The following is a 26,669-nucleotide window of genomic DNA, read 5'->3' as shown; positions in this document are numbered from 1 at the left end:
CACGCATCCCTGACACGCCGCACCAACATCGCGACGTCGGCCCCTTGGCGACCACGGTACGTATGGAGTTCGTCGAGCACCAAGAACTGCAACCCGTGCGCCGCCTGGACCAAGCGACGACGTTCCTCGGGTCTGGTCAGGACCAACTCGAGCATCACGTAGTTGGTCAAGAGAATGTCTGGGGGGTTGCGCAGGATCCTCTCGCGCTCCTCCCCCTGTTCCTGGCCGGTGTAGCGCGCGAACGTCACTGGTTCACTACCGGCGGGATAGCCGTACTGCAGAAACTTCTCAAGCTCACCGACCTGGCTGTTAGCCAGGGCGTTCATCGGGTAAACGATGATCGCCTTGACTCCAGAAGAGTTGTCCTTCAACCGCAGGACACGATCGACGATTGGGATGATGTAGGCCAGGGACTTTCCCGAGCCGGTACCGGTGGTCAGTACGTATGACTTCCCGGTCCTGGCAGCTTCGATCGCCTCGCGCTGATGCCGGTGCAGAGTGATGGCGCGGGTCCCGGTATCCGCGGGATCGGACTTGGGACGGAAGATGCGTTCGCACTCCTCGTGCAGGAGCCCCTCGGTCACGAGCTCTCCGACCGCCCCGCCCGACTCGAACAGCGGATTGAGCGACAACCAGGGTTCCGGCCACTGGTCACCGCGGGCGGTCAGTTCGTCAACGTGCTGCTTGAGACGGGGATCGCGAACATCCACGGCGGCCGTGGTGAACGACTTGTAGTCATCCACGAGTTGGCCGTGAATCTTGAAGACGTCCATCGTTTCCCTTCATGTGCCTGAAGCCGTCTTGCCCTCTGGAAGTGCACCTTACGGCGAGAGTCGGACGTTTTGGTGGGGATGTGCAGGGCGTCGGCGCCGGTTTGGGGTCCCTTGGCGCCATGCAGTCAGAGCTGCCCCGTCCGCGAGTCCAACTCTCGCTCTTGGGCTCAGCCGATCGAATGGCCGCATCGCAGGCCACTGGGCGGTCTCCAAAGACGTGAACCCAGGGATTCTCCTACGTACAGCCGTCGCAAACGCCGGTTACCGGAAGCACTGTGAAGCACGTCGGGCACAACTTTGGCGGCTCATGCTTCCTCGCCTCCCGCACCTTCCGTTCGCGAGCAGCCCTCGCGCGCGGGGTCAGCACCGGCTCTCCGCCCCCCGGCGGGAGATTCGCGCCGAAATATCGATAGCACTCGAGTCGAGTCATCGCCGCATGGTCATCAAGTTCATCTAGATCCATGCCGCTCGATCCACCGCTCGCAATGGCGGCGTGCCGATAACCGTCACCGACTGTTCCGTCTTCCTTCACGCAGAGCGCGCCGAGCTGGGGGATCTGCTCTTCTGTGCACAGCTCGATGACTCGGCCAAGCAGGCTGCCGATCCAGTTCGTCAGCAGGCCGTTGTGGCTGACGCCCGACTGGCTCTGGACAACCTCGCCAAGCTGCTTGTATGTGACAACCGCGTTGTACCGCTTTGCGGTGTCCTTGAGCAAGACCATGGCAATGGGCGCCCACGCATCAATGGCATCTCCCATGGACACGAACCGGCCCTGCTTGTCATAAGGCACCCGCTACCTCCGAAGACTCTCGCGCACGACCCGATGTGCGGTCAGTTCACACGTCGGCTCTCCCAACCGACCATATGTGCTTGTGTGTGGCGGAGCGCCGAGATACACCGACACAGACCGCTTGAGCTGTCACGCCCGTCTATCGTGCAGAAGTCACCGCACGAGGGAGCGGAGCTCCCACGATTCCCTGCAGGAACCAACGAGGACAACGTGGACAAGCCTGAAGATGTGATCGGCTACTGGCGTGCGGTCGAGCTCTTCACCCCGAATGACATTCCGAAAGTTGATCGCCTCAATCCCGTCAGACAGACGTCTCTCCTCGACGAAGGGCTACTGAGGTTCTCCCAAGTGGTGGACACCGCCATACCCGGGGACGACTCGCCGATCACCCACATATCAAGCCGTACTTCGCGGAGGTAAGCGAGGAGCTGCCGGGCGGTCTGTTACAGCTCAGGATGAACGCGAGGCATCCGGCGGTGGCAGGGGAGAGTGCAGGTTGTCGGGCTCGAGTGAAAGACTGGCCGTGTTGAACGGTGGCGGGGCGTCACCAACGACCGGCGGGAGACAATCGTGAAGGCCGACACTCGCGAACTCAAACAAGTTCTGATGCCACCGACCCAATTCGTCATCCCGACGTTCCAGCGGGATTACGAATGGACAGAAGACGGTCAGTGGACGCTGTTGTTCGAGGACCTTGTCTCGGCCGCCGAGCGGTTGACAGAAGCACGGCAGACAGCTCAGTCAATGAAGAAGCCGGCGGCCATGTTCGAGAAGGCTGTGGCGCCACACTTCCTGGGCGCCATTGTGTGTGATCAGCTGCCATCGTTGACGGGCGGCATCGATGAGCGTGCGGTCATCGATGGACAGCAGCGCCTCACCACATTGATGCTCCTGACTCGAGGGGTACTGGACGCCTTGGTCGAACGTGGCTCGGATCTGGTGGACCAGGTGCGTCGTTTGCTCTGGAACCCTGCAGATCTGGCGAAGCAGACTCACCAGCAGTACAAGCTCTGGCCTCGCCGCAGGGACCGCGATATGTGGAAGATCGTCATGGGCGATGGAGCTGCCCCGACCGGAGACCACCTGTACGAGCAAGCTCGGCGATTCTTTGCCCAGCAAGCACGCGAAGCAATGACCGGTGAGGACGGATCTGATCGGTCGGAGGCGCTGGTGCACGCACTGCTCGGGCTTTTCAAGTTGGTGGTCATCGATCTGGAGGACAACGACGATGCCCAGGTGATTTTTGAAGTTCTCAATGGACGACAGACCCCGTTGTCGGCCTCCGATCTGGTCAAGAACCTGCTATTTCTGCGTGGCGAGTTCACCGAAGACTCTGACGTTGAAGAGCTGTACGACACCTATTGGGCTGAGTTTGACGATCCGTGGTGGAAAGTGGAGATCGGCCGCGGCCACGCCGCTCGAGGCCGACGTGATGTGGTGCTTTCTGCATGGTTGACAGCAGCAACTGGGCACGAGGTCAACCTTGGTCATCTGTACGGCGAAGTCCGCAACTATCTCGCCACCAACGAGCTGTCCACCGAGGAGGTACTGGCTGACATCTACGCCTATGCGCGCGCGTACGGCCGATTGCATGACCGCTACCCCGTCGAGGACGCCCGTATCCAGACGGTGTATCAGCGGATCAATGCTCTCGAAGTAGTGACTGCAACGCCCCTTCTGTTGTGGTTAAGCACACGAGCGCCTGCCACGTTGTCGCCATCTGATCACGCAGCGGCAGTCGAGTCGGTCGAGTCCTGGCTCATGCGACGAGCGTTGGTGAACGCCAACACTCGCGGATACGGCCGTGTATTCGTCGAGGTTCTCCAAGCGGCGCAAGCCGCTGCGGGTGACCAAGCCATCACTGCAGCGATTGTGACAGCGCTGGACGGAGTCGGGCGCGCACGCCGATGGCCGACTGACGAGGACATCGTCGACAGCTTCACCACGCGACGGTTCTATGACGGTGTTCTCAGCCGCGGACGGCTGCGGTTGCTGTTGTCGGAGATCGATCGCTTCCTGCGCGCTGGCAACACCAAAACCGAGCAGGGCCAGTTCGACTACGACGTACTGCAGATCGAACACGTCATGCCGCGGAACTGGCGTGCAAACTGGCCCGTCGATGTAGGTGACGAGTCCGAGCGTGCCACCGCCGAGGAGCGTCGCCAGCAGCACGTTGACCGTATCGGCAACCTCACGCTCATCACCGGATCGTTCAACGGTTCGCTGAGTGATAGTGCCTGGAGCGTGAAACGACCAGCCTTGGCGCAGCAGTCGAAGCTTCAGATCAACGCCCACGTGGGATCAGTCGAGGACTGGGATGAGGATGCAATCACTGCCCGCGCGAAAGAGCTTGCCGACATCGTGATCGGCATCTGGCGAAGCCCCTCGACGTTTTCGATCACCTGATGTGCTTGTGCCGTCCGGCATTATCGGGAACCCTTGAACTAGCACCCACCGGCCACACGTACCTGGGCAACCCCTATACCGGGCGGGACCTGTTCGCGTCGTTGAGAACCCAGCCACCCGACCACCCGGCACGGCAGCGACTCACCGACGAACGAGCTGCCCGCACCGACACCCGCCGTCGGCAACAAGCCGAGTGGGACCAAGCCAAACCGCCACCCTTCTGAGCTGGCAGGCGGTGCTGCACGCCGCTTTCCTTCCTGCCGCCACGGCCGGCCAGGAGAAGGGCGACCGCTCGCGGGAGTGAAACACGTTGAGCAAAGCTCATCTTCGCTTGGGCCACGCCCAGGGACGACGCGTCAAACTCGACCAACCTATTCGCGTCCTAGGCATCGCTCTCGGGTTGCGCCAATAGCCTTTCCCGTCCTTTCGCGATCACCTTACGCGCCAGCTCGGATTCAGAGATGTCGACGGTTTCGGCACGCCCAGGCGACTGCCCGCCACTCGGTGGTCGGTTTGAGTGGGAGTCGACGCCGAACCTCTCCTGGAATATCATGCGAGTGCGAGTGTCCTTGGCTGAGCGGATGGTCTCGATACCAACTTTCTCCCGCGCGGCGGCCATCGCGGTACTCGGCATCATTCTCCCGGCGATCTCGTGTCCGAGTACCGAACCCCAGGCTAGTCGGCACCCCATCGGTAGATGCCGACGGACCAGCGCCCTCCGTGGTACACCGGCGACGATGTGCGGAAACTGTAGGCATCACAGATCAAATAGGCCACAACTTTCGCCGCCGCCTGTTCGTGTTTCCAGCCTTGTTCTCCCGTGACCCGAAGTGCTTTCGCTTTCAGAGCGCGCGCTCGTTGTTTTGTGCCTGTCAGGACGTCCTGCCACGGCTCCTGCGAGACGTCGGCTCGGACGATATAGATCGCGTCCTGCCCCGCCATCGGGCTCACAGCCACCGCGTGCTCGGAACCGCCAAACGTGATGACTAGCACGTGGTAGTCGGATAGCGCCCCGCTCAGGGTATCGCGCGGCTTGAGCGAAGGGTCGGGGCGAACAATCCGAAACCGAAGTCCTGCAATCTCATTCATCTTTGACTGCACCAATTCAAGCACACTCAATCTGTCCTCGTCATAGGCGACCGGCCGAGGCCGCCGTAGCCGGCGCGCATCCTCGTCAGGCTTGATCTCCGGAAACTCCGGCCGGGTGCCCGGCAGGAGAATCTGCCGATCCAGATACTCGGCGGGAGGTTTGGGCGGACCGAGTTGTGAGGCCAGACTCGCGAGCTTGTCGTACTCTCCGGACAACATCTGGTCGGTATCGATGATCGTGTGCCATCTGCGGTCTTCGAAGTGGCCAAGTTCCCGAACGACGTATCGGTAGGCCTGGCGAGCACTGACGGAAAGGTGCACGCTGGAGCTTCCACTCTCCAATCGCGACAACTGGTCGGCAGCGGACTCCACAGCTTCGATTGCGTGGTCTATCCACGTGTCGTCACAAGTCATGGCAACGACGACCAACGAGTCCAACAGTTCGCGAGCTGAATCAACGTGTTGCGAATCGGCCGAATCGATCAGGTTTGCCAGCCGCACAAGAGTGAATTCAGGATTTGAAAGCGGGCCAGGCCAACCGAATTCATCACGCAACACGGAGACCCTCGCGCATTCGCGATTGACGGTGCTGGCAACGAGCCGGAGCTGCTCTACTGGATCATCCGGATACCGCACTCTCTCTTCGCCGTGGTCCCGAGCGAATCGCCATCCAAGATAAGTACTGGACTGCTCTGGGCTGAACCGCGACAGTTGTACTGACATCGATCCGCGCGCTTCACAACTCGAGGGAAGTGCTGCGAGCAAGCGACTAATGTTGTACATCGCGCGCGATAACCTCTGTCCTGTTTACAATCCCATTCGCAATGGCTACCTCGACGATCCGCTGACGCACGACGATGACCACCACGCGTCGACTCTACGGACGTGGATGTCCGAATCAAGCCAACCTGGGGCGTCGGATCACGCAGGCTGGGGTGACCCTATGCGACGAGCCCGACATTCGCCGGAGCGCGACCCGTTCACCTGTCCGGGCGACGCCTCACCCGATGTCGTACCCGCCGTCGGCGGCGTATGCCACACTCTCGCTCGACACCGTGTCGCAGAGCACGGCCGCGCTGGTGAGGAGAAGTGATGGGGCTACGGGCACGCGTGCAGAGCCGCGCCGCCGAGGTGATCCGGACCGTACGGGACAAACGCGATGAGCGCCGCGAACGCAGGTACCTCGAATCACATCCGTCGCGTGCAGCCAGCACCGTCGTCGCCGATCTGGAAAACCGCTTCTACGACGGGCTCGTCGAATGCAACGAGAACCTCCGCGAGATTGCACGGAAGAATTCGTTCGACATCGAATTCGTGCCCCAGGACCCACAGTATGTGCGTAGCGCTGCGGTCACCGCGGTGAATCGCGAGGTGTCGGCCCTGGTCAACCGATTCCCCTCGGACATCAAAGAGTCGTCGACACCGGACGTGTCCGCGTCCTGCTGGGAGATGCTGTGCGGCTTGACAGATCACCTCAACAATCTCGGGTTCACGGCCACCCGCTATCCCGACGACATCCTCGATGAGGTCGAGGGGGCGATGCGCAGACAGAATGCGTCGCGCACGTTCCGCAGCGACGAGCGGGTTCAGTGGCTGGTCACCAACAACCTGCGTCCAACGTTGGAGCCCCGCAGGAGCAAGGACAGGAAGTACGCCGCGAGACTCCTGGCAGGCACATCCGATGCGCATGTCGCTCCGATCAACCATTACGTCGACGAATTGCGTCGCGAACAGGGCGAGTGCGTACCTTACGTGGCCCCGACATACGGCGGGGTTCATGCACGCGTCCTTTGCCTGTTCCAACACACCGGCCGGTGGGCCCAGCTGTCCGGCGACGACGCCGAAAGCATGCTGAGCCTTGAACATCAGGGGGACTTCGCGACGCGACATCTCGCGTTCCTGACCGGAGCCGGGATCCCCCCGGACGCCGTCCAGTCGTGGAACGTCTACCCGTGGGAATGCAATCGACGACCTTCCGCCGGGGAGTTGATGCGTGGCGCACCGACCATCGCCCGCATCGTATCGATGATGCCGCAACTGGAAATCGTTGTGCTGCACGGCCGCGTCACGTACGAAGCGTGGCAGTACGCCAGTAACCAGAACCCCGACCTTCGCCGCTTTCCGGCCGTGAGGACCTACGACACCAGTACGTTGGTCGTTTCAGGCAGTTCCGATGAAAACGAACGCCGTACGCGCAAGATCGCCGATGATCTCGCCACGGTGTCGGATGCACTTCGAGCGGCAGATCGCGCAAGAGCCAACGATCCGAGTGGGTCGTCGGCCCAGTGTCGGGACGCAGACGGTGTACCTTACCTGAACGAGCCTCCGCCCGAAGAATCCGAACCGCCATATCCTGACGACGATTGGCGGGACTGAAGCCACACCGCGGGAACAAAATTCGCCCCGCCGGTCAATGCCGACGGGGCGATTCCTGTGAGAGGAGAGGCGATCAGCGCAGCAGCGCGCGGCTCATGACGACGCGCTGGATCTGGTTGGTGCCCTCGTAGATCTGGGTGATCTTGGCGTCGCGCATCATGCGCTCCACCGGGAAGTCGCGGGTGTAGCCCGCGCCACCGAAGAGCTGCACGGCGTCGGTGGTGACCTCCATGGCGACGTCGGAGGCGAAGCACTTCGACGCCGAGCTGATGAAGCCGAGGTTCTTCTCGCCACGCTCGGCGCGGGCGGCCGAGGTGTAGACCATGAGGCGAGCGGCCTCGACCTTCATCGCCATGTCGGCGATCATGAACTCGACGCCCTGGAACGAGCTGATCGGCTTGCCGAACTGCTTGCGGTCCTTGACGTATTCGATCGCCTTGTCGAGCGCACCCTGCGCGATGCCGACGGCCTGTGCACCGATGGTCGGGCGGGTGTGGTCGAGGGTCTGCAGGGCGGTCTTGAAGCCGGTGCCCTCGTCGCCGATGATGCGGTCGAGCGGGATGGTGCAGTCCTCGAAGTACAGCTCGGCGGTGGGCGAACCCTTGATGCCGAGCTTCTTCTCCAGCGGGCCGACGGTGAAGCCGGGGTCGTCCTTGTGGACCATGAACGCGGAGATGCCGTTGGCCTTCTTCTCCGGGTCGGTCACGGCCATGACGGTGTACCAGGTCGACTTGCCGCCGTTGGTGATCCAGCACTTGGAGCCGTTGAGGACCCAGTTGTTGCCGTCCTTGCGGGCGCGGGTCTTCATGCCTGCGGCGTCGGAACCGGCCTCGCGCTCGGACAGCGCGTAGGAGGCCATGGCCTCACCGGAGGCGATGCCCGGGAGCACCTGCTGCTTGAGCTCGTCCGAGCCGTTGAGGATCAGGCCCATGGTGCCGAGCTTGTTGACGGCCGGGATCAGCGACGCCGAGGCGTCCACGCGGGCCACTTCCTCGATGACGATGCAGGCTGCGATCGAGTCGCCGCCCTGGCCACCGAACTGCTCGGGGACGTGGATGGCGTTGAAACCCGATGCGTTGAGGGCGTTCAGCGCCTCCTCCGGGAAACGCGAGTTCTCGTCGACGTCAGCCGCGTGCGGCTCGATCTCCTTCTCGGAGAGCGCACGGATCGCCTCGCGCAGCGCGATGTGCTCTTCCGGGAGCTCGAAGACGTTGAAGTCGGGATTTCCGTAGCCCATGACAACTCCTCACGGCACAGCGAGTGCCTGTTCGTTCCCGGCACACGGGGTGCCGGCAGATGTTGACAACCAGTTCAGCACGGCACTGAGTGCCATGTCAATCGATGCAATCCCCGTCCCCGCCGATTGTCCCCGAAACCGGCGCCGATGTCCCGCAGCCCTCCGCCGGGTCAGTCCTCCCCCAGCTCTTCGGCCACCCGACGTGCGACTTCCGAGCGAGACATCCCGGCCGGATAGGCAACCACGGTGACCTGTCCGCGCGACCCGCCGCCCGGGACCGATGCGCCGCCGGCGCCCCCGGCACCGAGTGCCATCGCCACTCGGTGCAGCTCGTCCCGCAGTCGTTCGGGGGTGGCTTCGGCGTCGCCGCGGATCATCTGCCGCAGCAGGAAGTTGTGGGTGCCCGTGACCGCCGCGACGTAGGCAACCACCCGCACCGGCGACTCGCCGGGCAACCGTGCGCGCAGGAACTCCTCGAACGCACCCTGGTAGCGGTACGTCGTCACCAGCTCCCGATCCCGCAGCGCGGGCACCTCCTGCACCACCTGTGCGCGCCGCACCGCGAGTTCGCGATCCCGGACGAAGTGGGCGAAGACCAGCTCGGCCGCCGCACATACCGCCAGCCACGGATCCTCGTCGGAGGCCGCGAGCCGGTCGCCGACCTGCGCGAGCAGCGACTCGTGGTCGGCGAAGATCACGTCCTCCTTCGACCCGAACTGCCGGAAGAACGTGCGACGGGACATCCCGGCGGCGGCCGCGAGCTGCTCGACGGTCGTCGACTCGTAGCCGTGCTCGCTGAACAGACGGATGGACTCGGCGACGACGCGCGTGCGAAAGGCGGTCGGATCGGTGTCCGCGACTGACATGGGTCAAGTATCACCACATGGAGGCGACGAGACCCTCGGGCCGTCCCGAAGGAGGAGTTCGGCGCCGACCTGCGTAACGGATCGGTGCGCATTACTCGTCAGTAGCGACCGCCACAAAAGCTGGGTCCGACGCGTGGTCACTACGTACGGTGGAGCCATGGCAACCCCCACCGCTCCCACCGAGAAGACCCCGGCTGAGAAGAGCTCGACGGAGAAGACCCCGTCGACGACGAGTCCGACACCCATCGCGACCGAACCGACCGTCGACGACCCGGTCGCCCCGACCGACGTCTCCGCCGACGACGAACTGTCCGCGGACGAGCGGGCACTGCTCGTCGACAATCTGCGGTTCGTTCTCGACGGTCGCTGGCGGGCGACGAGGGAGACGGTGCGGGAGAACTCGAACCGCGCCGACCTCCTGCCCGACCCGTCCCGGACGCTCGACGAGGCGCGCGCCCACACCCTCGAGGTGATGCGCGAGCTCGCCTCGCAGGGTTTCGCGGCCGCCGGTTTCGCCGAGGACCACGGCGGCAGCGGTGACATCGGCGCGTCGATCACCGCCATCGAGATGCTCGGCTACGCGGACCTGTCCCTCATGGTCAAGGCCGGCGTGCAATGGGGCCTCTTCGGCGGCGCCGTCGAAAACCTCGGCACCGCACGGCATCACGAGAAGTACGTGCCCGGCATCATCGACCTGAGCGTCCTCGGGTGCTTCGCGATGACCGAGACCGGGCACGGTTCGAACGTGCAGGCCATCGAGACCACGGCGACCTACGACCGCGAGGCCCGCGAGTTCGTGATCAACTCCCCCACCCCGTCGTCCCGCAAGGACTACATCGGCGGCGCCGCCGCGCACGCCCGGTACGCCGCGGTGTTCGCCCAGCTCGTCACCGGCGGGCCCGACGAGGAGCCCGAAGGCCGTGGCGTGCACTGTTTCGTGGTGCCGATCCGGGACGAGGACGGCTCCGACCTGCCCGGCGTCACCACCAGCGACTGCGGGTACAAGGGCGGACTCGCCGGCGTCGACAACGGCCGGATCATGTTCGACAACGTCCGCATCCCCGCGGAGAACCTGCTCAACCGCTACGCCGACGTCGCCGAAGACGGCAGCTACAGCTCGCCGATCGAGAACACCAACCGCCGCTTCTTCACCATGCTGGGCACCCTCATCCGCGGCCGCGTCAGCGTGGCGGCGACCGCGGGTGCCGCCGGCCGCAAGGCGCTGGCACTCTCGACCCGCTACGGATTGATCCGCAAGCAGTTCGAGGCACCCGAGGGCACCGACGAGATCACCGTGATGGACTACCTCGGTCACCAGCGAAAGCTGTTGCCGCTCATCGCGAAGTCGTACGCGATCGGATTCGCGCAGAACGAGATCGTCGACGAACTGCACGAGGTCCAGTCGGTCGCGCCCGACGACTCCGACGCCGGACGGCAGCGCCAGCTCGAGGGGCAGGCCGCCGGCCTCAAGGCCTACGCCACGTGGCACGCCTCTCACGCGATCAACGTCAGCCGTGAAGCCTGCGGCGGCGCAGGCTATCTCGACGAGAACCAGCTGTCGATCATGCGGGGCGACATCGACGTCTTCACCACCTTCGAGGGCGACAACACGATCATGACGCAGCTCATCGCCAAGGAGCTGCTGTCGGCGTACTCCGAAGACGTCCAAGGACTCTCGGCGGGCGGCTGGGTGCGCTTCATCGCGGGCATGGCCCGCGACGTGGTGGCCGAGAAGACCGCGGTCCGACAGGTCGTGCAGACCCTGCTCGACGGTTCCGACGAGGACACCGAGAAGTCGGCGCTCACCGACCGCAGCACCCAGATCCGGTTGTTCCGTAACCGTGAGGACCACCTCGTCCGGACGTGCGCGCAACGACTACGCCGCGCGCTCGACGACGACAACGACGCTTTCGAGGTGTTCAACAACGCGCAGGACCACCTGCTGAAGGTCGGGCACGCGCACATCGAACGCGTGGTGCTCGAGGCCTTCGTCGAGGCGATCGAGAATTGCGATTCCCGTTCGGCGGCCGAGCTTCTGGGCAAGGTGTGCGACCTGTACGTCTACTCGGCACTGGAGGACGACTTGTCCTGGTTCATGATGCACCGGCACATCTCGGTGGAGCGCGCCAAGGCGATCCGCCGCGGCGTGAACGAGCTCTGCCAGGAACTGCGGCCGCATGCCCGGTCGCTCGTCGACGCCTTCGGCGTCCCGGAAGAGTTGCTGCGCGCACCCATGCTCCAGAACGGCTGACCCCCGCTCTCGAGACCATCGCGGCCACCGTCGAACAGACGGTGGCCGCGTTGTCGTTTCGGCACCGGTGTTTGGGCCTGGGCACCACGGGCATACTGCCGCCGACGCCGCTGTGGAGACCACGCTGCGACGCACCGACGAGATCGCGCGGGCCCGCGTCCGGAAATCGCCCGCGCCCGACTTGTCCATCTGCGCTGCGACAGCGTGCCACATGCCTATTCGGAAGGGGAACCATGTTCCGCCACACCGACTACATGCAGTTCGACGTCAAACCCGAGAAGCCCGACCCCGTCTACGCCCGCAAGCTCCAGGAGTTGCTCGGCGGCGCCTATGGCGAGATGACGGTGACGATGCAGTACCTCATGCAGGGCTGGAACTGCCGCATGAAGGGCAAGTACAAGGACATGATCATGGACATCGCGACCGAGGAGATCGGTCACGTGGAGATGATCGCCACCATGGTCGCACGTCTGCTCGAAGGGGCGCCGGTCACCAACTCGACCGAGAACGCCCTCGGTGACCCGGTGGTCGCCGCCGTCCTCGGCGGCACCGACCCCACCCAGGCCATCTTCTCCGGCGGCGGCCCCCGTCTCGCCGACAGCAACGGTGTGCCCTGGAACAGCGGATACATCACGCACAGCGGCAATCTGCTCGCCGATTTCCACGCCAACGTGACCGCCGAGGCGCAGGGGCGCGTCCAGACGGCCCGCCTGTGGCACATGACCGACGATCCGGGCGTGAAGGCCATGCTGCGGTTCAACCTCGCCCGCGACACCTTCCACCAGAACCTCTGGCTGAAGGGGATCGAGGAGCTCAAGGAGGACGGCCTGGAGGGCACGATCGCCCCCGACGACCTCTTCGACGAGGAGTTCAGCGAGCACGCGAGCACCCTGTGGCACCTGTCCGACGGGGAGGACTCCAACAAGGGCGGCTGGGCCAGCGGCCCCACCCCCGACGGCGCGCACGAGTTCAAGTTCCTGGCCGATCCGCAGCCCCTGGGCGACCGGCAGTCGGGTCCGCCGCCGGACCCGAAGCTCTACGCGACCTACGACGGCGCGATGGGCACCCCGCAGAAGCCGCAGTTCGGCACTGAGAAGGGTGTCATGGGCAAAATCAAGGACGTCGTCGACCCGGACCCGTCCGGCTAGACCGACAGCATGTGCAGTGCACGCTGCCCGGCGGGGGACCCGATGTCGGGGACGCCTCCGGGCACGCGTGCGCCCACCCGACAACCGGAGTTCTCATGAGCGCACTACCCGACCTCATCACGACCCCGTTCCGCTGGCTGGCCGCCCTCAGACACGCCCGGGTGTTCCACCCCGACGGTCTGCTGTGTGGTGGCACGGCCGCGCTGTCGGCCGACCACCCACTGCCCTTTCACAGCGGTCCGGTGTCGGTGCGGGTCTCCAAGGGCATCGGCACACCCGGCGGCCTACCGGACATCGTCGGCCTGGCCATCCGCTTCCCGTCGACCGACCCCGGCACCGTCGGCGGCGGCGGGGTGTCGCCGTCGACCAACGCCACCGGCGCGTGGGATCTCCTGCTCGCCGGCCCGGCCCCGCTCGACGGCCGACTACCCGTCCCGCTGCCGACGACGCACTGGGCCACCGCGGTGTCGAGCCTGACGCCGTACCGGTACGACGGTGACCTGTACTGGATTCGGGCGCGCATCCTCGAACCGGCGGACTCGTCGGGCCTGTCGATCGAGGACCTGGCCGCCCGTCTCCGCCGCAACCAACCGATCGTCATCGTCCTGGAGGCCGGCGCCGGACGGTTCGTGCCGGTCGTCCGGATCGAACTCGACCACGTCCTCACCGGACTCGACGTGGATTTCGACCCCATCCTGCACCGGCCCGAGGGCGTCGAGTTCGCCCCGTCGTGGCTCGGGGATCTACGACGCCGCGCCTACCGCGACAGCCGGGCGGGGCGTCACTCCGTCGTGTCCTGATCCTCCGGGGACGGTTCGGTCGTCGACGTCCCCCGAGGCGGCAGCCCCAGCCGGACGGCCTCGTGCGCCTGCGTGAGCTCGCTGCGCAACCGCTCGACATCGCGGGCCCATGCCTGCGCGATCCGTCCGGAGGTCAGCTGCACGCCGATCCCCTTGCGGCGGCGCGGCACACCGTGCAGCTCGCCCAACGCGGACGCACTCTCCCAGTCCTCGGGGGTGTGGCTGTGATTGGGCGGGAAGATCTTCGCGATGTCGGCCAGCGGCGTCGTGACGGCACCCTGGCGGAGCGTGGTCTCGGTGAGCTCGACGCTGACATGCCGACGGGCTGCCGACACCTGCACGAGCGAGAACCCCAGCAGCAGCACGAAGAAGATCGCCAGCACCGGCCAGTGCACCTGACCGGGCCCGGCGATCTCCATCGCGAGGACCGCACCCACCAGGACCGGACCGATCAGCACCACCCACCAGCTGCCGCCGGACTCGGCGAACAGCACCTCACCCGCCGGCTCGACGGGGTCGGAGTCGTGACCTTCGGGATCGTCGTCGGTCATGTGCCCTACTTGCGCGACCGCGGCGTCTTGGGTTCCGGCTCCTTGCCGGTGTACCAGGTCTCGGCGGGCGGACGGTAGGCCAGCAGGGACCCGAACAGACCGACGAGGCCAGCGAGCAACGGGAACGCGAAGAAGTTCATCCCCAGGCTCAGGAACAGCAGCATGGCCACGACGACCAGGGTCAGCGCCGCCAGCGACGACCGCCACCGCGCATCGCCGGTGTAGGCCTTGCTGCCCAGCAGGATGTACCCGACACCCACGACGGCGACCATGGCGCCGAGCACCCCGGACGTGACGGTCCCGGTGTCGCTGGCCGCCGACACGACGATGACCAGTGCACCGAGCGCGATCAGCAGTGCGCCGGAGGTCAGCCAGCACCGGTAGGCCCAGACGACGAGTTTCGGACGCAGCGCCGGATCAGGACTTGTCACTGGTTCTTCGGTCCTTCGTTCTGGGTGTCGGTGCCCCGGTTCTCCGGATGCGGCTTGTCGAGGTGAACGGGCTCGGATCGGGCGTCGTCGGAGTACGGGCCGGGCGCGCCGCGATGATCGCTGTCACCATACGGCCTGTTCTGGCCGTACGGGTTCTGGCCGTACGGGTTCTGGTCATACGGGTTCTGGCCGTACGGGTACGGGGGTGACGGCGGGTGGACCGGCTGCGGCTTCCGCGCCGCGGCCATCTCCCGGCAGTACTTTTCCGAGTCCCCGCGCATGAGGAGCACGGTCGCACCGAGCGCCGCGACGCCGCTGATCACCTGCGGGACCATCGCCCACGCCGGCGACGTGTCGCCACCGAACAGCGAGAAGAGCAGGCTGACCACGACGTAGACACCCATCGCCGACAGCACGATCCGCGCCCAGTTGTAGCCCTTACGGGTGAACCAGACGACCAAGGCCGTGATCGCGGTGAGGAACAGCGACGTCACGACCAGCACACCGACCACGAACCCCGACGAGGTCATGAAGTCGATCTGCTCGGGCGGGACCCCTTCCTGCGGAGCAGAACTCACCTGATCGCGGATCATTTCGACGAAGGTGCCGGTCTGCGCGAACATCGCCACGATCTGCCCGACGATCACCACCACCCACAGCTCGACGGCGATGGAGACGGAGTCGGGGATCTTCGGTCGCGACGGCGCGCCGGGGTCGGACGCGGGGTCGTACGGTGCGGACATGGGACCAGCCTAGTGAACGGGCAGCACGACGAGCCCTACACGCTCAGGTCAGGACAGGCGCTGCGCCACCTCGGCCGCCCAGTAGGTCAGGACGATCGACGCACCGGCCCGTCGGATGGCGGTCAGCGATTCCAGGATCGCCGCGTCGCGATCGATCCACCCGCGTTCGGCGGCGGCGGAGATCATCGAGTACTCGCCGCTGATCTGATAGGCCGCGACCGGCACGTCACTCATGTCGGCGACGTCGCGCACGATGTCGAGGTAACTCATGGCCGGCTTCACCATCACGATGTCGGCGCCCTCCTCGAGGTCGAGCCGGACCTCGCGCAGCGCCTCGACCCGGTTGGCCGCGTCCTGCTGGTACGTGCGCCGGTCGCCCTGCAACGACGAGCCGACCGCCTCGCGGAACGGGCCATAGAACGCCGAGGCGTACTTCGCGGCGTAGGCCAGGATCCCGGTGTCGGTGAAGCCCGCCGCGTCGAGGGCGGCCCGGATCGTGGCGACCTGGCCGTCCATCATCCCGCTCGGCCCGAGGAGATGCGCACCCGCCCGCGCCTGGGCCAGGGACATCGACACGTAGCGTGCGAGGGTCTCGTCGTTGTCGACGCGACCCCGACCGTCGACGACGCCACAGTGCCCGTGATCGGTGAACTCGTCGAGGCAGGTATCGGCCATCAGGACCGTGGCGTCCCCGAGATCGTCGCCGAGGGTACGCAGAGCCCGGTTGAGGATTCCGTCGTCGGCATCCGCACCCGACCCGGTGGCGTCCTTGTCCTCGGCGCGCGGCACCCCGAACAGCATGAGCCCGCCGACACCGGCGTCGACGGCCTCGGCCGCGGCGGTCCGCAGCGAATCCATCGTGTGCTGCACGACGCCCGGCATCGACGAGATCGGTACCGGGTCGTCGATGCCGTCGGCGACGAACATCGGCAGCACCAGATGTCGCGGCTCCAACGAGGTCTCGGCGACCAGCCGGCGCATGGCCGGGGTGGTGCGCAGGCGCCGGGGCCGGATCACGGGTGGCATGGGTCTCCTTCGTCTCACGGGCCCTTCGAGGCTCGTCGACCTCGACGCGCTCCTTCGTCGCTTGCTCGGCCCGGCGGCTATCGCTCCTCGCACCCTTCGAGGCTCGTCGCTGCGCTCCTCGCACCTCAGGGCGGCGCCTCAGGGAGCAGGAGCAGCTCAGGAACGCGAGCGGCGAGACTTCTTGCGCGGGGGCGGAAGTGCGCCCTCGGCCCGAAGTCGGGCGGCGTGCTCGGCGAGCGCGTCGACGAGTTCGAGCACCGATGCGTTCTCCGGCTGCACATCCACCCGGAGGCCGAATTCCGTTGCGGTCTCGGCGGTCTTGGGCCCGATGCACGCGACGATGGTGCGCGCGTGCGGCTTTCCGGCGATGCCCACGAGATTGCGCACGGTCGAGCTGGAGGTGAAGCAGACCGCGTCGAAACCACCGGTCTTGATCATCTCGCGGGTCTCGGCGGGCGGCGGTGCGGCGCGCACGGTGCGGTACGCGGTGACGTCGTCGATCTCCCAGCCGCGGTCGCGCAGTCCCTCGGACAGTGTCTCGGTCGCGATGTCGGCGCGCGGCAACAGGACTCGGTTCACCGGGTCGAAGACATCGTCGTAGGGCGGGAAGTCCTCGAGGAGACCGAGCGAGCTCTGCTCACCCGACGGCACGAGTTCGGGGTTGATGCCGAAGGAGCGCACCTTCTCGGCGGTGGCCTCACCGACGCAGGCGATCTTGACGCCGGAGAACGCCCGGGCGTCCAGCCCGAACTCGGCGAACTTCTCCCACACCGCGCGCACCGCGTTGGTGGAGGTGAACACCACCCACTGGTACCGCCCGTCGACGAGACCCTTGACGGCGCGCTCCATCTGCGCGGGACTCCGCGGCGGCTCGACCGCGATGGTCGGCACCTCCTTGGGCATCGCACCGTGGCTGACGAGGCGTTCGCTCATGTCGCCGGCCTGGTCCTTCGTCCGCGGCACCAGGACGGTCCAGCCGTACAGGGCGCGCGACTCCCACCACGACAGCTTGCCGCGCGCACCCACGACCTTGCCGACCGTGACGATCAGCGGACCGGTGAGCGCGTTGCCCTGCTCGTTGAGCGTCGCGAGCGTGGCCTCGATGGTGCGCTGCGCACAGGTGGTGCCGTTGATGGTGATGGCGGCCGGGGTCTGGGGGGCCATGCCGTGCTCGGTGAGCGCGCTGGCGGTCTCGGCCAGGTGGCCCGATGTCGCGTGCAGCACCAGCGGGCCGGGGGCCGCGGCCAGCGCGGCCCAGTCGACCTCGCCGCGCACGTCGGCCTCGGTGTGGGTGGAACCGAGCGGCATGCCGGCGTAGCTCGGGACCACGGATGCGGCGGGCAGGCCCGGCAGCACCTCGAAGGTGACCGTCGTACGGGCGACGGCGTTGACCTCGGCGAGGACCGAATCGGTGGTCAGCGGATCGCCGGCGACCACGCGCACGACGTCGTCGCCGTTGCGGGCCGCGGCCACGAGGGTCTTGGCGACCTCGGCCGGATCGCCGAGCGCCGGCCGGACCACCGACTCCTCGTCGGTCTGCCCGTCATCGGTCGCGCCGGCCTCGTCACCGGCGGCCTGCGAATCGTCGGCCGGTGCGGCGGGCATCGACGCGGCGTCGTCAGCGGGCTTCTCGGCCTTCTTGGTGGATCGGCGAGTATCGGCGGCGGGTTCGTCGCGATGCGCACTGCCGATCAGCGACACCACCGGCGCGGGTACATCGGGATCGATGTAGGCGGTGGTCGCGTTGGTGATCACGGTGCGTGCCCGCACGGTGAGCAGGTCTGGGTCCCCTGGACCCGACCCCACGAACAGGATCCGTCCGGGATTTGCCTTCTTCGTACGGCTCATGGGTTCGCACTCTCCTGCCCTCTCGGCGAGGGCTGCAGTTCGTTCTCTGCTAGGGAGAGTTGACGAGGTCGCCCGCTCCCAGCTCCAGCAGTTCGGCGGCGAGGTCCTTGCCCAGCTGAACGGCACGATCGACCGGACCCACCACCGAAGCGCGGATCACGTCCGACCCGTCCTCGGCCGCCACCGCCGCACGCAACGACAGTTCGGCGAAGATGCGCCCGTCCTCGTCGATCGACTCGACCACCTCAGCGATCGCACCGACCGGTGCGGTACATCCGGCTTCGAGAGCCGCGAGTACCGCCCGTTCGGCCTCGATGGCCGCGCGGGTGGACTGGTCGTCCAACTCGGCGAGAATTCTCACCAGTTCGGCATCGTCTGAGCGGCACTCCACAGCGAGTGCACCCTGCGCCGGCGCCGGCAGCATGACCACCGGTTCGAGCGCCTCGGAGACCACGTCGGTCCGTCCGATCCGCACGAGTCCGGCGCGGGCGACCACGACTGCGTCGAGTTCGCCGCTGGCGACTTTGCCCAACCGAGAGTCTAGGTTGCCTCGTAGGGGGCGGATTTCCAAACCGAGACCCAGTGCTCTAAGCTGCGCGGCCCGCCGCGGGGCCGAGGTACCGATCACCGAGCCGGGCGGCAGTTCGCCGAGCACCATTCCGTCGCGTGCGACCAGCGCATCCCGGGGATCGACGCGCGGCGGGATGGCCGCGATCGTGAGGTCGTTCTCGGGGGCGGTCGGGAGGTCCTTGTACGAGTGCACCGCGACGTCGACCTCGTTGTTCCGCAGCGCGACGCGGATCGCCGTGGTGAACACCCCGACGCCGATCTCGGTGACGGGGGCCGCCGAGGCGTCACCGGCGGTCTTGATGATGACCAGTTCGGCGGGATGTCCGGCGGCGGTCAGGGCGTCGGCGATGGTCTGCGACTGGGTCCGGGCCAGCAGCGAGCCCCGCGTACCGATCCGGATCGGCGCGGTGGAGGGTTCGCTCATCGGTCACCCAGATCGCCGGCCGCGTCGCCCGAAGGCAGGCCACCGAGATGGTCGGGAGCCGAAACCGCTTCGGCTGCACCGGGTTTGAGTTCGAACAGCTCACGCAGCGCCTCGGCGTAGTGATCCCCGTTGGGGGTCGAGGCGAGCTGCTTGACGCGCACGGTCGGTGCGTGCAGCAGCTTGTCGACGACGCGGCGGACGGTCTTGGCGACCTCGTCGCGCTGTGCGCCCTCGAGGTCGGGCAGGCGGGTCTCGAGGCGCAGGATCTCGGCCTCGACGACGTCGGCCGCGCGCTGGCGCAGGGCCGCGACGGTCGGGGTGACCTCCGCCTGACGCTGGTGCGTGAGGTAGTCGGCGAGCTCGGCGGCGACAATCGACCGGGCGGCGAGGGTGTCATTCTCGGCGGCTTGGGTCTCGGAGTCGCCGCGCAGTCCCTCGATGTCGACGATGTGCACGCCGGGCAGGCGGGCCGCGGCGGGGTCGACGTTGCGCGGGAGCCCGAGGTCGCAGATGACGAGCGGTGCTGCGTCCCCGGTACGGGCCGCGAGCGCCGAGTGCACCGACCCGACGCCGACGACCGCGCCGATCGCGCCCGTACACGTGACGACGACGTCGGCCGTGGCCATCGCCTCCGGCAGGTCGTCGAGCCCGACGCCGCGGACGCTGATGCCGTGGTTGGCGGCGATGTTGCCCGCGAGGTGGTCGGCCTTGTCGACGGTCCGGTTGACGACGACCATCTCGGTCACGCCCTCACGGGCCAGCTGCGCGGTCGCCAGACCGCCCATGGCGCCGGCACCGACGACCACCGCGCGGCGCAGGCGATGCGCGCCCGTCGCGGGATCGGCGAGCAGCGACTTCGCACGGTGCAGCGCGACGGAGACCACGGAGGCACCCGCGCGGTCGATGCCGGTCTCGGTGTGCACGCGCTTGCCGACCCGCAGCGCCTGCTGCGCCAGCTCGTGCAGCACTCGTCCGGCGGAGTCGTTGGCGTCGGCGCTGAGGTAGGCGTTGCGGATCTGACCGAGGATCTGCTGCTCGCCGACGACGAGCGAGTCGAGGCCCGCCGCGACGGTGAAGAGATGCTCGACGGCGGCCTCGGAGTAACGGACGTAGGCGTGGCGGGTCATCTCGTTGACGGTCATGCCGGAGTGGTCGCCGAGGACCGAGCCGACCGCCTCGAGCGCCGGGTGGAAGGCGTCGACGACGGCATAGATCTCCACGCGGTTGCACGTGGACACGAGCATGGCTTCGGAGATCGCCCGCGAGGAGAGCAGTTCGTCGATCAGTTTGGGGCGGTCGTGGTCGGAGACCGCCAACCGCTCGAGCACCTCGACGGGAGCACTGCGGTGCGATACCCCGAACAACAGAACACTCACGCTGTCACCGTTTCTTCACCCATCACATTTCCCTGGTGTCCGGCACTTCCCCGGTGCCCCCGCGTCGGCTTCGCCTCGCGCGCCTCCTTGACGTCGTCGCGCGGCCCGCGAGAGGCCTGGAAAGCCAACACCTGTAGTTCCAAGGCTAGATCAACTTGTCTGACGACAACATCCGACTCCGCCGGAAGCGACACGGGCGTGACGTTGAGCACCTGCCGGACACCCGCGGCCACGAATGCATCGAAGACGCGTCGGGCGTCGTCGTCGGCGGTGGCGATCACCGCGATCTCGACGGCCGGGACCACCTGTGCGCAGACGGCGGCGATGTCGGTCAGCGGGGCGACCCGCGGGCCGCCCGGCTCGAGAACCGCGCCGGTCAGGGCCGGATCGGCGTCGAACATCGCGGCGACCCGGAAGCCGCGTCCGAAGCCGGCGTGCGACAGCAGCGCACGGCCGAGCGAGCCGGCGCCCGCGAGCGCGACGGTGTGGATGCTGTCGGTGTGCAGCGTCATCGAGATCCGGGCGGTCAGCTTGCCCACGTCGTATCCGACGCCGCGCACGCCGTTGGCGCCGACGTAGGAGAGGTCCTTGCGCAGGATGGCCGGGTTGACCCCGGCTGCCGTCGCGAGCTCGCCGCTCGACGCCAGCAGGATGCCCCGACGACTGAACGAGCGCAGTACGTGCAGGTAGGTGGCCAACCGGGCAACCGTGGGACCGGGGATGTCGGTGGCGGGGTCGTCGACCGGAGGGACGGCGGACGCAGGAGGGTCGGCGTCGGCCGACTTCGCACTCTCCGCGCCCACTCGCACTCCCACACATCTGCCGGCGTCACCAGACACCGGGACCCGACTCTTCCCGACCAACGGAGGATATAACTTCCCTGTGAATCTGTTCACACGGCCCCTCGGGATCGGCGGTGCTGTGTTAGGCGTCTCGTCGAACGTGGTCGCCGATCACCGCCGCGCCGCGAGATCCGCCCGCAGACGCGGTTCGTCGACCTCCCAGTAGCTGTGCTCGTCACCGTCGAGGAGGACCACCGGGAGCCGGTCGCCGAACTCGGCGCGCACGTCCGGCCGGCCTCCTTCGGCCGCCTCGTCGACGTCGACCTCGGTGAACTCCACGCCCATCTCGGCGCAGATCCGGGTCAGTTCGGAGCGGGCCGCCGCGCACGCCGCGCACCCCGCACGGGTCAACAGTTCCACCGTCATGCCGACCATCCTCCCAGCGCAGCACCCGCGGGATCAGCCGGGTGACCCTCCCCCGCCGACGGTGTGCGGTCCGTCACCGGGCGTGGGGATCGAACGCCGGAGACCAGTCGCCCGGTTCCCAGGCGCACCACTAGGCTGTACCCGGCAAGCAGTGCTGGCGCTACGCGTGGGAGGTGGGCAGTGGGCGAGACCCCGGGCCCGGAAGACCGGCAGGACGACGAGACGCCCGACGACGCCGCACTTCTCCCGCCGAATCCGATGCAGGGCGACGGCCCGACGGGCGACGACTGGGAGGCCCACGCCGCGAGCGTGGAGTTCACCGACGACTTCGACGAGGACGCCGAACTCCACGAACTCGTCGACGACGAGACCAACCGGGTCACCACCTGGATCTCTCAGCGGGCGACCGCCGCGACCGGCCGCTTCCGGCAGACCGCGCACGAACTCCGCCAGACCCTGGCCGGTGAGGCGAGCGCGAAGGCCGCCGTCGACTCGCTGCGTTCGCGCCCGACGGCCGAGATCCCGGGCGAACCCCGCCGCGACCTCACCGCCGCCGCCTTCTTCGACGTCGACAACACCCTGGTCCAGGGCGCGTCGATCGTGCACTTCGCTCGCGGTCTCGCCGCGCGGAAGTACTTCACCTACGGCGACATCATGGATTTCGCGTGGACGCAGGCGAAGTTCCGGATCACCGGCAAGGAGAATGCGCGCGACGTCGCGGAGGGCCGGGAGAAGGCGTTGTCGTTCATCGCGGGCAAGCCGACCTCCGAACTCGTCGAGCTCGGCGAGGAGATCTTCGACGACTACATCGCGGACAAGATCTGGCCGGGTACGCGGGCGTTGGCACAGCGTCACCTCGATGCCGGACAGCAGGTCTGGCTGGTGACCGCGACACCCGTCGAACTCGCGCAGACCATCGCCGACCGGCTGGGGTTGACCGGTGCGCTGGGCACCGTCGCCGAGAGCGTCGACGGGGTCTTCACCGGGCGGCTCGTCGGCGACATCCTGCACGGCCCCGGTAAGGCCCATGCGGTGCGCGCGCTCGCGATCCGCGAGGGGCTCAACCTGAAACGCTGTACGGCGTACTCGGATTCACACAACGACGTACCGATGCTGTCGCTCGTCGGCCGCGCGGTGGCGATCAACCCCGACACCGACCTGCGCGACGTCGCCAAGGTCCGCGGCTGGGAGATGTACGACTTCCGCACCGCGCGTAAGGCCGCGAAGTACGGCGCCGGTACCGCCATCGTGCTGGGCGCCGCGGGCGGTGGCGCCGCAGCCGCGGCGCGGTTCCTGCGGCAGCGCTGATCGTTCCTGCGACGCTGCCGGCCCTAACTCCCCGGATCAGAAGGGCGGTGGGCCGAGGCGGTCGAGTTCTTCGCGGGCTCGTTTGTTGCGGGCGCGTTCTTGTCGCCGGCGGGCCAGTTTGGCGTCCAGTCGGCTGGTTGTGCGCTCCGGGTTGTCGGAGGCGATGACCCGTGGTGTGGGTGGGGCTTGGGCGGCTTGTTCGAACCGGATCCGCCGAAGGTTGGGGAAGGTGTCTTCCAGCGTTTCGGCGTCGCCGGGCAGGGTGACCCCTTCGGGGGTTTCGTATTCGGTGACCAGGCGGCCGTCGTCGTCGCGGTATTGCACATCGACCCAGTCCCCGTGGGTTTTGAACAGGTGACTAGGTCGGCATTTTGCGTTGAGGTTCTCACTCGACGTTGCCCCACCGCGGGCGGGGTCGGTGTGGTCGTATTCGGTGACGTGGTCGAGATCGCACGCGAATGCCGAACGGGTGCAGCCGGGTTCGGTGCAGTAGCCGTCCCGGACTCGCACGAAGTCAGCGCACGACGTGGTGGGCCGGTACCCGTTGCCGGGATGGGTTGCCGGGTAGACCACTGCGACCGATAGCGCGGTGGCATCGGCCGAGTCGCCGAAGTGGGTTGCGGTGGAATGATTCTCGCTGTCGGCGCGGGTGTCCTCGGCTGGTGCCGGGCGTTGCGCGGTCCGCCGCTGGTCATCATTGTTGCTGCCGGCGACGTAGGTGGGTTGGGTGCGGGCGGGGGTGACCGGGGACAGCGTGGCGTCCGGGCGGGCGGCGAGGTCACGGACGTGTTCGTCGCTGATGATGCCGTGTTCGTCGAGGAACCCGACCCCGGGTGCTCCGGCCAGGGTGGAGGCATCGGTGACGACATGGATCACGACCTCGGCGCGGACCGCGTCGAGGACGCTTTGCGGGTCCGGGATGTCGGCGGTGCACGGCTGTTCATCGTCGCACTGGCAGTCGAAGCTGGTGCGGGTCAGCAGGGCGAACATCGCATCGGATCGTCGTATCCCCTGGGTGCGGCCATCCCGCTTGCAGACCGAGTCGGCGAGGATGGCGACGGCTTTGGCCGAGATCCGCACATTCTCCGCCGACATCACCGCGGTGAGTTCGGCAGTGCCGTCGGGCAGTTCGTGGGTCCACACCCCACGTTGATCCATCGCGTCTTTGCGGCGTTGCCGTACCGCGTCGGGGTCGTGGCGGAAGACCAGGCGGTCGACCATGTCGCGCAGGCGCGCCCGATCCCACACACCTTTACGGCGACGCACCGTGTCGGCGATCTCGGCATCCAACGCGGGGGTGATCGGGTCATCGGCGGGGATCAGTTCGGTGCGGGAGATGACCAACCGGATCTGCCACTGCGCCAAGACCCCGTCACGCAACGTGTCCGCTACCTCGGGGAGCCGATCCCGTAGTGCGAGGGCCTCGTCGATCAGGGTCTCGGCATGCCGGCGGGACACCCCGGCTTGGCGGGCGATGCGGGCCGCGCAATCAGCATGACCGTCCATCACGAACCCGGACGCGCTGGTGGTGATCAGGCGGTCGGTCATCGCCGCGATCGTCTGATAGCGGTGCCAGGCAAGGTAGGACTCGCCGCGCCGCGACGCGTCGAGGCCGGCCATCAACATGACCATGTCGGTCTCGGCGGCGTGGGCAGGATCGACCCCGGCGACGAACTCGCCCGGTAGATCGGTCCACACCCGCACAACGCCCCTCGACGCCGGTTTCGTCACCCGCCCCGAGCTGGGTGAGCTGTTACCAACCAATCTAAACCCGACCACCGACAAAACCTGGATGAGTCTCCACAGCAGATGACATCGTCGTAGACGAAATGTGCGCTGGGCGTTGCGGTATGGTGCCGTCCGGGTCGGTGGTGGCTGAGATCGTCGGGTCGCCAGGTGGTTTCGACACGGCGACTCGCCTAGCGGCTCGTTGCCGGCTCAACCAGCGGAGGGGTATCGGCTCGACCAGCGGAGGGAAGGGGTGGTCGCCAGGTGGTTTCGACACGGCGACTCGCCTAGCGGCTCGTTGCCGGCTCATAGCTCCTATGTCAAGCGGCGGCGGGTGTTGGGTTGTCGGCTTTGCGGGTGCGGGCGTGGTGGTCGGTGGTGAGGTGGTTGTAGACGACGCGGGCGAGGCGGCGTTTGAGGCAGCGCATCGCCTCGCGAGGGGTCTTGTTTTCGGCCTTCTTCTTCTCGTAATAGGCGTGGCCGAGGGTGTCGGGCATGCGTGCCTGGGTCAGCGCGATGCGGTGGATCGCGGCATTGATCTGGCGGTTGCCCGACCGGGTGAGTCGATGGCGTCCGGGGTTGGCCGACCACACCGGCACTGGGGCGATTCCCGCGTGGCGGGCGAACTGGGCCTCCCCGGGGAAGCGGGTGATGTCGGCGGATTCGCCGAGGAGTTTCGCGGCGCTGAGCGCGCCACAGCCGGGCATCGCCAACAGGGTGGGCACCGCGTCGGAAACCTTCTTGGTGATCTCCTTTTCGACCTCATTGATCTCCACGGTCAGGTCGTAGATGGCGGCGACTTCCTTGCCTGCCAGGCGGGCATCGACACTGCTGTGAGGCTCCAGCCAGGTTTGCAGCGCTTTCTGATGCTTCTTCGCCGTCAACCCACCCTTTTTTATGTGGTACTCGGGATCGAGTTGATGCACCCGCCACAACACCCGGTTGATCTTCGAGGTTCGTTCGCGCACAAGGCAATCCCGATAGTCCACGAGAGCTTTCATCTCGTAGGACACGGCATCGTGAGACGCCACCGGAAGGTCGGGTTCGCGTGCAGCGGCCCGAGCCACAGCCAACGCGTCGATCGGATCGGACTTGCCGCGTTCACGTCCGGTACGCCGATGTTCGGCCATCAAGTGCGGCGCTACCCGCACCACCTTCTGATCGGCGCCCAGCAGGTCGCGTTCGAGCCGGGCCGACATGTTGCGGCAGTCCTCGATGGCCCACAACACCTCGGTACCGAAACGAGCGTGAGCCCACTGCATGGCTGTGCGGTGACCGGCCGTCGTGGCCGGCACCACCGTGGATCCGAGTTGTTTGCCGACAGCGTCGACCGCGACGAAGGTGTGCGTGCGCTTGTGCACATCGGCACCGATAACGATCATGGAAGATGCCTTCCTGTCAGAGTGGAGTGGCGACAGTCGGGCCGGTCGGCGGACACATCTCAGTCGGGGCGATGCCACGCTCCTATCAAGTCACGCCGGCCGGTCCTGACACACCAGGCATCGGCACAATGAGCCAACACCAGCCCAATACAGCCAGGGGCGGTAACCAGCGGTAGAGCCAGATGCCTGATGGTCAGAACCCAACCACCACCGAAGTGGCTAGACAACCCTGACACTGAGATGCCTGATGGTCAGAACCCAACCACCACCGAAGTGGCTAGACAACCCTGACACTGAAACCAGCGGAGGGGAGCCGGCTCAACCAGCGGGCAGGGCCG

22 protein-coding genes and 1 pseudogene are annotated in these 26,669 nt (G+C 66.8%); 7 read left to right on the top strand and 16 right to left on the bottom strand.

Annotation, left to right across the window (positions count from 1 at the left end; all coding sequences use genetic code 11):
• Positions 1-14: 14 nt before the first annotated feature.
• Positions 15-584, bottom strand: a pseudogene (locus tag LEL84_RS19905) (DEAD/DEAH box helicase); the annotation flags it as partial.
• Here LEL84_RS19905 and LEL84_RS19900 point away from each other — a divergent pair.
• Positions 486-794: a hypothetical protein gene (locus LEL84_RS19900; RefSeq protein WP_226514404.1), complete on the top strand. Its 309-nt coding sequence runs from the start codon at positions 486-488 to the stop codon at positions 792-794. The pseudogene LEL84_RS19905 and the gene LEL84_RS19900 overlap by 99 nt on opposite strands.
• A gap of 214 nt (positions 795-1,008) precedes the next feature.
• Here the strand turns inward: LEL84_RS19900 and LEL84_RS19895 are convergent, their stop codons facing one another.
• Entirely contained in the window at positions 1,009-1,563 is a 555-nt protein-coding gene (locus LEL84_RS19895) for a hypothetical protein (protein ID WP_226512576.1), read from the bottom strand.
• Between the two features lie 570 nt (positions 1,564-2,133).
• On the opposite strand from LEL84_RS19895, the gene LEL84_RS19890 reads away from it, so the two are divergent.
• Positions 2,134-3,969, top strand: coding sequence for a DUF262 domain-containing protein (locus LEL84_RS19890; RefSeq protein ID WP_226512575.1), 1,836 nt, complete (start codon positions 2,134-2,136; stop codon positions 3,967-3,969).
• A gap of 675 nt (positions 3,970-4,644) precedes the next feature.
• Here the strand turns inward: LEL84_RS19890 and LEL84_RS19885 are convergent.
• The gene (locus tag LEL84_RS19885; RefSeq protein ID WP_226512574.1) at positions 4,645-5,694 is read right to left on the bottom strand and encodes a hypothetical protein; all 1,050 of its coding nucleotides are present in this window, start codon (positions 5,692-5,694) and stop codon (positions 4,645-4,647) included.
• Positions 5,695-6,150: 456 nt separating this feature from the next.
• Here LEL84_RS19885 and LEL84_RS19880 point away from each other — a divergent pair, with 456 nt between their 5' ends.
• On the top strand, positions 6,151-7,434 hold the full coding sequence (locus tag LEL84_RS19880) for a hypothetical protein (RefSeq protein ID WP_226512573.1): 1,284 nt from the start codon (positions 6,151-6,153) through the stop codon (positions 7,432-7,434).
• A 73-nt stretch (positions 7,435-7,507) separates the two neighbouring features.
• On the opposite strand, the gene LEL84_RS19875 is transcribed toward LEL84_RS19880, so the two are convergent.
• Positions 7,508-8,671 (bottom strand): acyl-CoA dehydrogenase, encoded by a 1,164-nt coding sequence (locus LEL84_RS19875; protein WP_165630525.1) that lies wholly within the window; start codon positions 8,669-8,671, stop codon positions 7,508-7,510.
• 170 nt (positions 8,672-8,841) lie between these two features.
• The gene (locus LEL84_RS19870) at positions 8,842-9,537 is read right to left on the bottom strand and encodes a TetR family transcriptional regulator (RefSeq protein ID WP_165630526.1); all 696 of its coding nucleotides are present in this window, start codon (positions 9,535-9,537) and stop codon (positions 8,842-8,844) included.
• 157 nt (positions 9,538-9,694) lie between these two features.
• Here LEL84_RS19870 and LEL84_RS19865 point away from each other — a divergent pair, with 157 nt between their 5' ends.
• From LEL84_RS19865 to LEL84_RS19855, 3 genes are all read left to right on the top strand, one after another.
• Positions 9,695-11,788 (top strand): acyl-CoA dehydrogenase, encoded by a 2,094-nt coding sequence (locus LEL84_RS19865; protein WP_226512572.1) that lies wholly within the window; start codon positions 9,695-9,697, stop codon positions 11,786-11,788.
• Between the two features lie 233 nt (positions 11,789-12,021).
• A complete protein-coding gene (locus LEL84_RS19860) occupies positions 12,022-12,936 on the top strand; it encodes a manganese catalase family protein (RefSeq protein WP_226512571.1) in 915 nt (304 codons plus the stop codon).
• A 95-nt stretch (positions 12,937-13,031) separates the two neighbouring features.
• Positions 13,032-13,736 (top strand): hypothetical protein, encoded by a 705-nt coding sequence (locus tag LEL84_RS19855; protein WP_137809725.1) that lies wholly within the window; start codon positions 13,032-13,034, stop codon positions 13,734-13,736.
• Here the strand turns inward: LEL84_RS19855 and LEL84_RS19850 are convergent.
• The 9 genes from LEL84_RS19850 to LEL84_RS19810 form a co-directional block, all read right to left on the bottom strand.
• Positions 13,718-14,287, bottom strand: a complete 570-nt coding sequence (locus LEL84_RS19850; RefSeq protein ID WP_078113011.1) for a DUF3093 domain-containing protein — start codon at positions 14,285-14,287, stop codon at positions 13,718-13,720. The genes LEL84_RS19855 and LEL84_RS19850 overlap by 19 nt on opposite strands.
• A gap of 5 nt (positions 14,288-14,292) precedes the next feature.
• Positions 14,293-14,718 carry a hypothetical protein gene (locus LEL84_RS19845; protein WP_078113010.1) on the bottom strand — a complete coding sequence of 142 codons (426 nt, stop codon included), beginning with the start codon at positions 14,716-14,718 and terminating at the stop codon, positions 14,293-14,295.
• Positions 14,715-15,461, bottom strand: coding sequence for a hypothetical protein (locus tag LEL84_RS19840; RefSeq protein WP_226512570.1), 747 nt, complete (start codon positions 15,459-15,461; stop codon positions 14,715-14,717). The genes LEL84_RS19845 and LEL84_RS19840 overlap by 4 nt, the downstream gene beginning before the upstream one ends.
• 48 nt (positions 15,462-15,509) lie before the next feature.
• A complete protein-coding gene (gene hemB, locus LEL84_RS19835; protein WP_159370155.1) occupies positions 15,510-16,487 on the bottom strand; it encodes a porphobilinogen synthase in 978 nt (325 codons plus the stop codon).
• A gap of 156 nt (positions 16,488-16,643) precedes the next feature.
• Positions 16,644-18,335, bottom strand: coding sequence for a uroporphyrinogen-III synthase (locus tag LEL84_RS19830; protein ID WP_226512569.1), 1,692 nt, complete (start codon positions 18,333-18,335; stop codon positions 16,644-16,646).
• Between the two features lie 49 nt (positions 18,336-18,384).
• Positions 18,385-19,329, bottom strand: coding sequence for a hydroxymethylbilane synthase (hemC, locus tag LEL84_RS19825; protein ID WP_065629205.1), 945 nt, complete (start codon positions 19,327-19,329; stop codon positions 18,385-18,387).
• A complete protein-coding gene (locus tag LEL84_RS19820; RefSeq protein ID WP_226512568.1) occupies positions 19,326-20,705 on the bottom strand; it encodes a glutamyl-tRNA reductase in 1,380 nt (459 codons plus the stop codon). Before LEL84_RS19820 ends, hemC begins: the two co-directional genes overlap by 4 nt.
• The gene (locus LEL84_RS19815; protein WP_226512567.1) at positions 20,702-21,508 is read right to left on the bottom strand and encodes a redox-sensing transcriptional repressor Rex; all 807 of its coding nucleotides are present in this window, start codon (positions 21,506-21,508) and stop codon (positions 20,702-20,704) included. The genes LEL84_RS19820 and LEL84_RS19815 overlap by 4 nt, the downstream gene beginning before the upstream one ends.
• 150 nt (positions 21,509-21,658) lie before the next feature.
• A complete protein-coding gene (locus LEL84_RS19810) occupies positions 21,659-21,913 on the bottom strand; it encodes a glutaredoxin family protein (protein ID WP_226512566.1) in 255 nt (84 codons plus the stop codon).
• Between the two features lie 180 nt (positions 21,914-22,093).
• On the opposite strand from LEL84_RS19810, the gene LEL84_RS19805 reads away from it, so the two are divergent.
• Entirely contained in the window at positions 22,094-23,221 is a 1,128-nt protein-coding gene (locus LEL84_RS19805) for an HAD family hydrolase (protein ID WP_068972464.1), read from the top strand.
• Between the two features lie 36 nt (positions 23,222-23,257).
• On the opposite strand, the gene LEL84_RS19800 is transcribed toward LEL84_RS19805, so the two are convergent.
• Positions 23,258-24,919, bottom strand: a complete 1,662-nt coding sequence (locus LEL84_RS19800; protein ID WP_226514367.1) for an HNH endonuclease signature motif containing protein — start codon at positions 24,917-24,919, stop codon at positions 23,258-23,260.
• Between the two features lie 350 nt (positions 24,920-25,269).
• Positions 25,270-26,331, bottom strand: a complete 1,062-nt coding sequence (locus LEL84_RS19795; RefSeq protein ID WP_165630636.1) for an IS110 family transposase — start codon at positions 26,329-26,331, stop codon at positions 25,270-25,272.
• Positions 26,332-26,669 lie beyond the last annotated feature (338 nt).

The sequence above is a fragment of the Gordonia sp. WA4-43 genome (assembly GCF_020520305.1).
GTDB classification, from domain to species: Bacteria; Actinomycetota; Actinomycetes; order Mycobacteriales; family Mycobacteriaceae; genus Gordonia; species Gordonia hongkongensis.
This window is presented reverse-complemented; position numbering and strand designations above follow the sequence as displayed.

Bases quoted from the DNA above. Each gene is read 5' to 3' on its own strand.
- LEL84_RS19830 (WP_226512569.1), bottom strand. From the start codon at position 18,335: ATGAGCCGTACGAAGAAGGCAAATCCCGGACGGATCCTGTTCGTGGGG.
- LEL84_RS19880 (WP_226512573.1), top strand. From the start codon at position 6,151: ATGGGGCTACGGGCACGCGTGCAGAGCCGCGCCGCCGAGGTGATCCGG.
- LEL84_RS19900 (WP_226514404.1), top strand. From the start codon at position 486: ATGCCGGTGCAGAGTGATGGCGCGGGTCCCGGTATCCGCGGGATCGGA.
- hemB (WP_159370155.1), bottom strand. From the start codon at position 16,487: ATGCCACCCGTGATCCGGCCCCGGCGCCTGCGCACCACCCCGGCCATG.
- LEL84_RS19810 (WP_226512566.1), bottom strand. From the start codon at position 21,913: ATGACGGTGGAACTGTTGACCCGTGCGGGGTGCGCGGCGTGCGCGGCG.
- LEL84_RS19795 (WP_165630636.1), bottom strand. From the start codon at position 26,331: ATGATCGTTATCGGTGCCGATGTGCACAAGCGCACGCACACCTTCGTC.
- LEL84_RS19875 (WP_165630525.1), bottom strand. From the start codon at position 8,671: ATGGGCTACGGAAATCCCGACTTCAACGTCTTCGAGCTCCCGGAAGAG.
- LEL84_RS19855 (WP_137809725.1), top strand. From the start codon at position 13,032: ATGAGCGCACTACCCGACCTCATCACGACCCCGTTCCGCTGGCTGGCC.
- LEL84_RS19850 (WP_078113011.1), bottom strand. From the start codon at position 14,287: ATGACCGACGACGATCCCGAAGGTCACGACTCCGACCCCGTCGAGCCG.
- LEL84_RS19840 (WP_226512570.1), bottom strand. From the start codon at position 15,461: ATGTCCGCACCGTACGACCCCGCGTCCGACCCCGGCGCGCCGTCGCGA.
- LEL84_RS19865 (WP_226512572.1), top strand. From the start codon at position 9,695: ATGGCAACCCCCACCGCTCCCACCGAGAAGACCCCGGCTGAGAAGAGC.
- LEL84_RS19860 (WP_226512571.1), top strand. From the start codon at position 12,022: ATGTTCCGCCACACCGACTACATGCAGTTCGACGTCAAACCCGAGAAG.
- hemC (WP_065629205.1), bottom strand. From the start codon at position 19,329: ATGAGCGAACCCTCCACCGCGCCGATCCGGATCGGTACGCGGGGCTCG.
- LEL84_RS19870 (WP_165630526.1), bottom strand. From the start codon at position 9,537: ATGTCAGTCGCGGACACCGATCCGACCGCCTTTCGCACGCGCGTCGTC.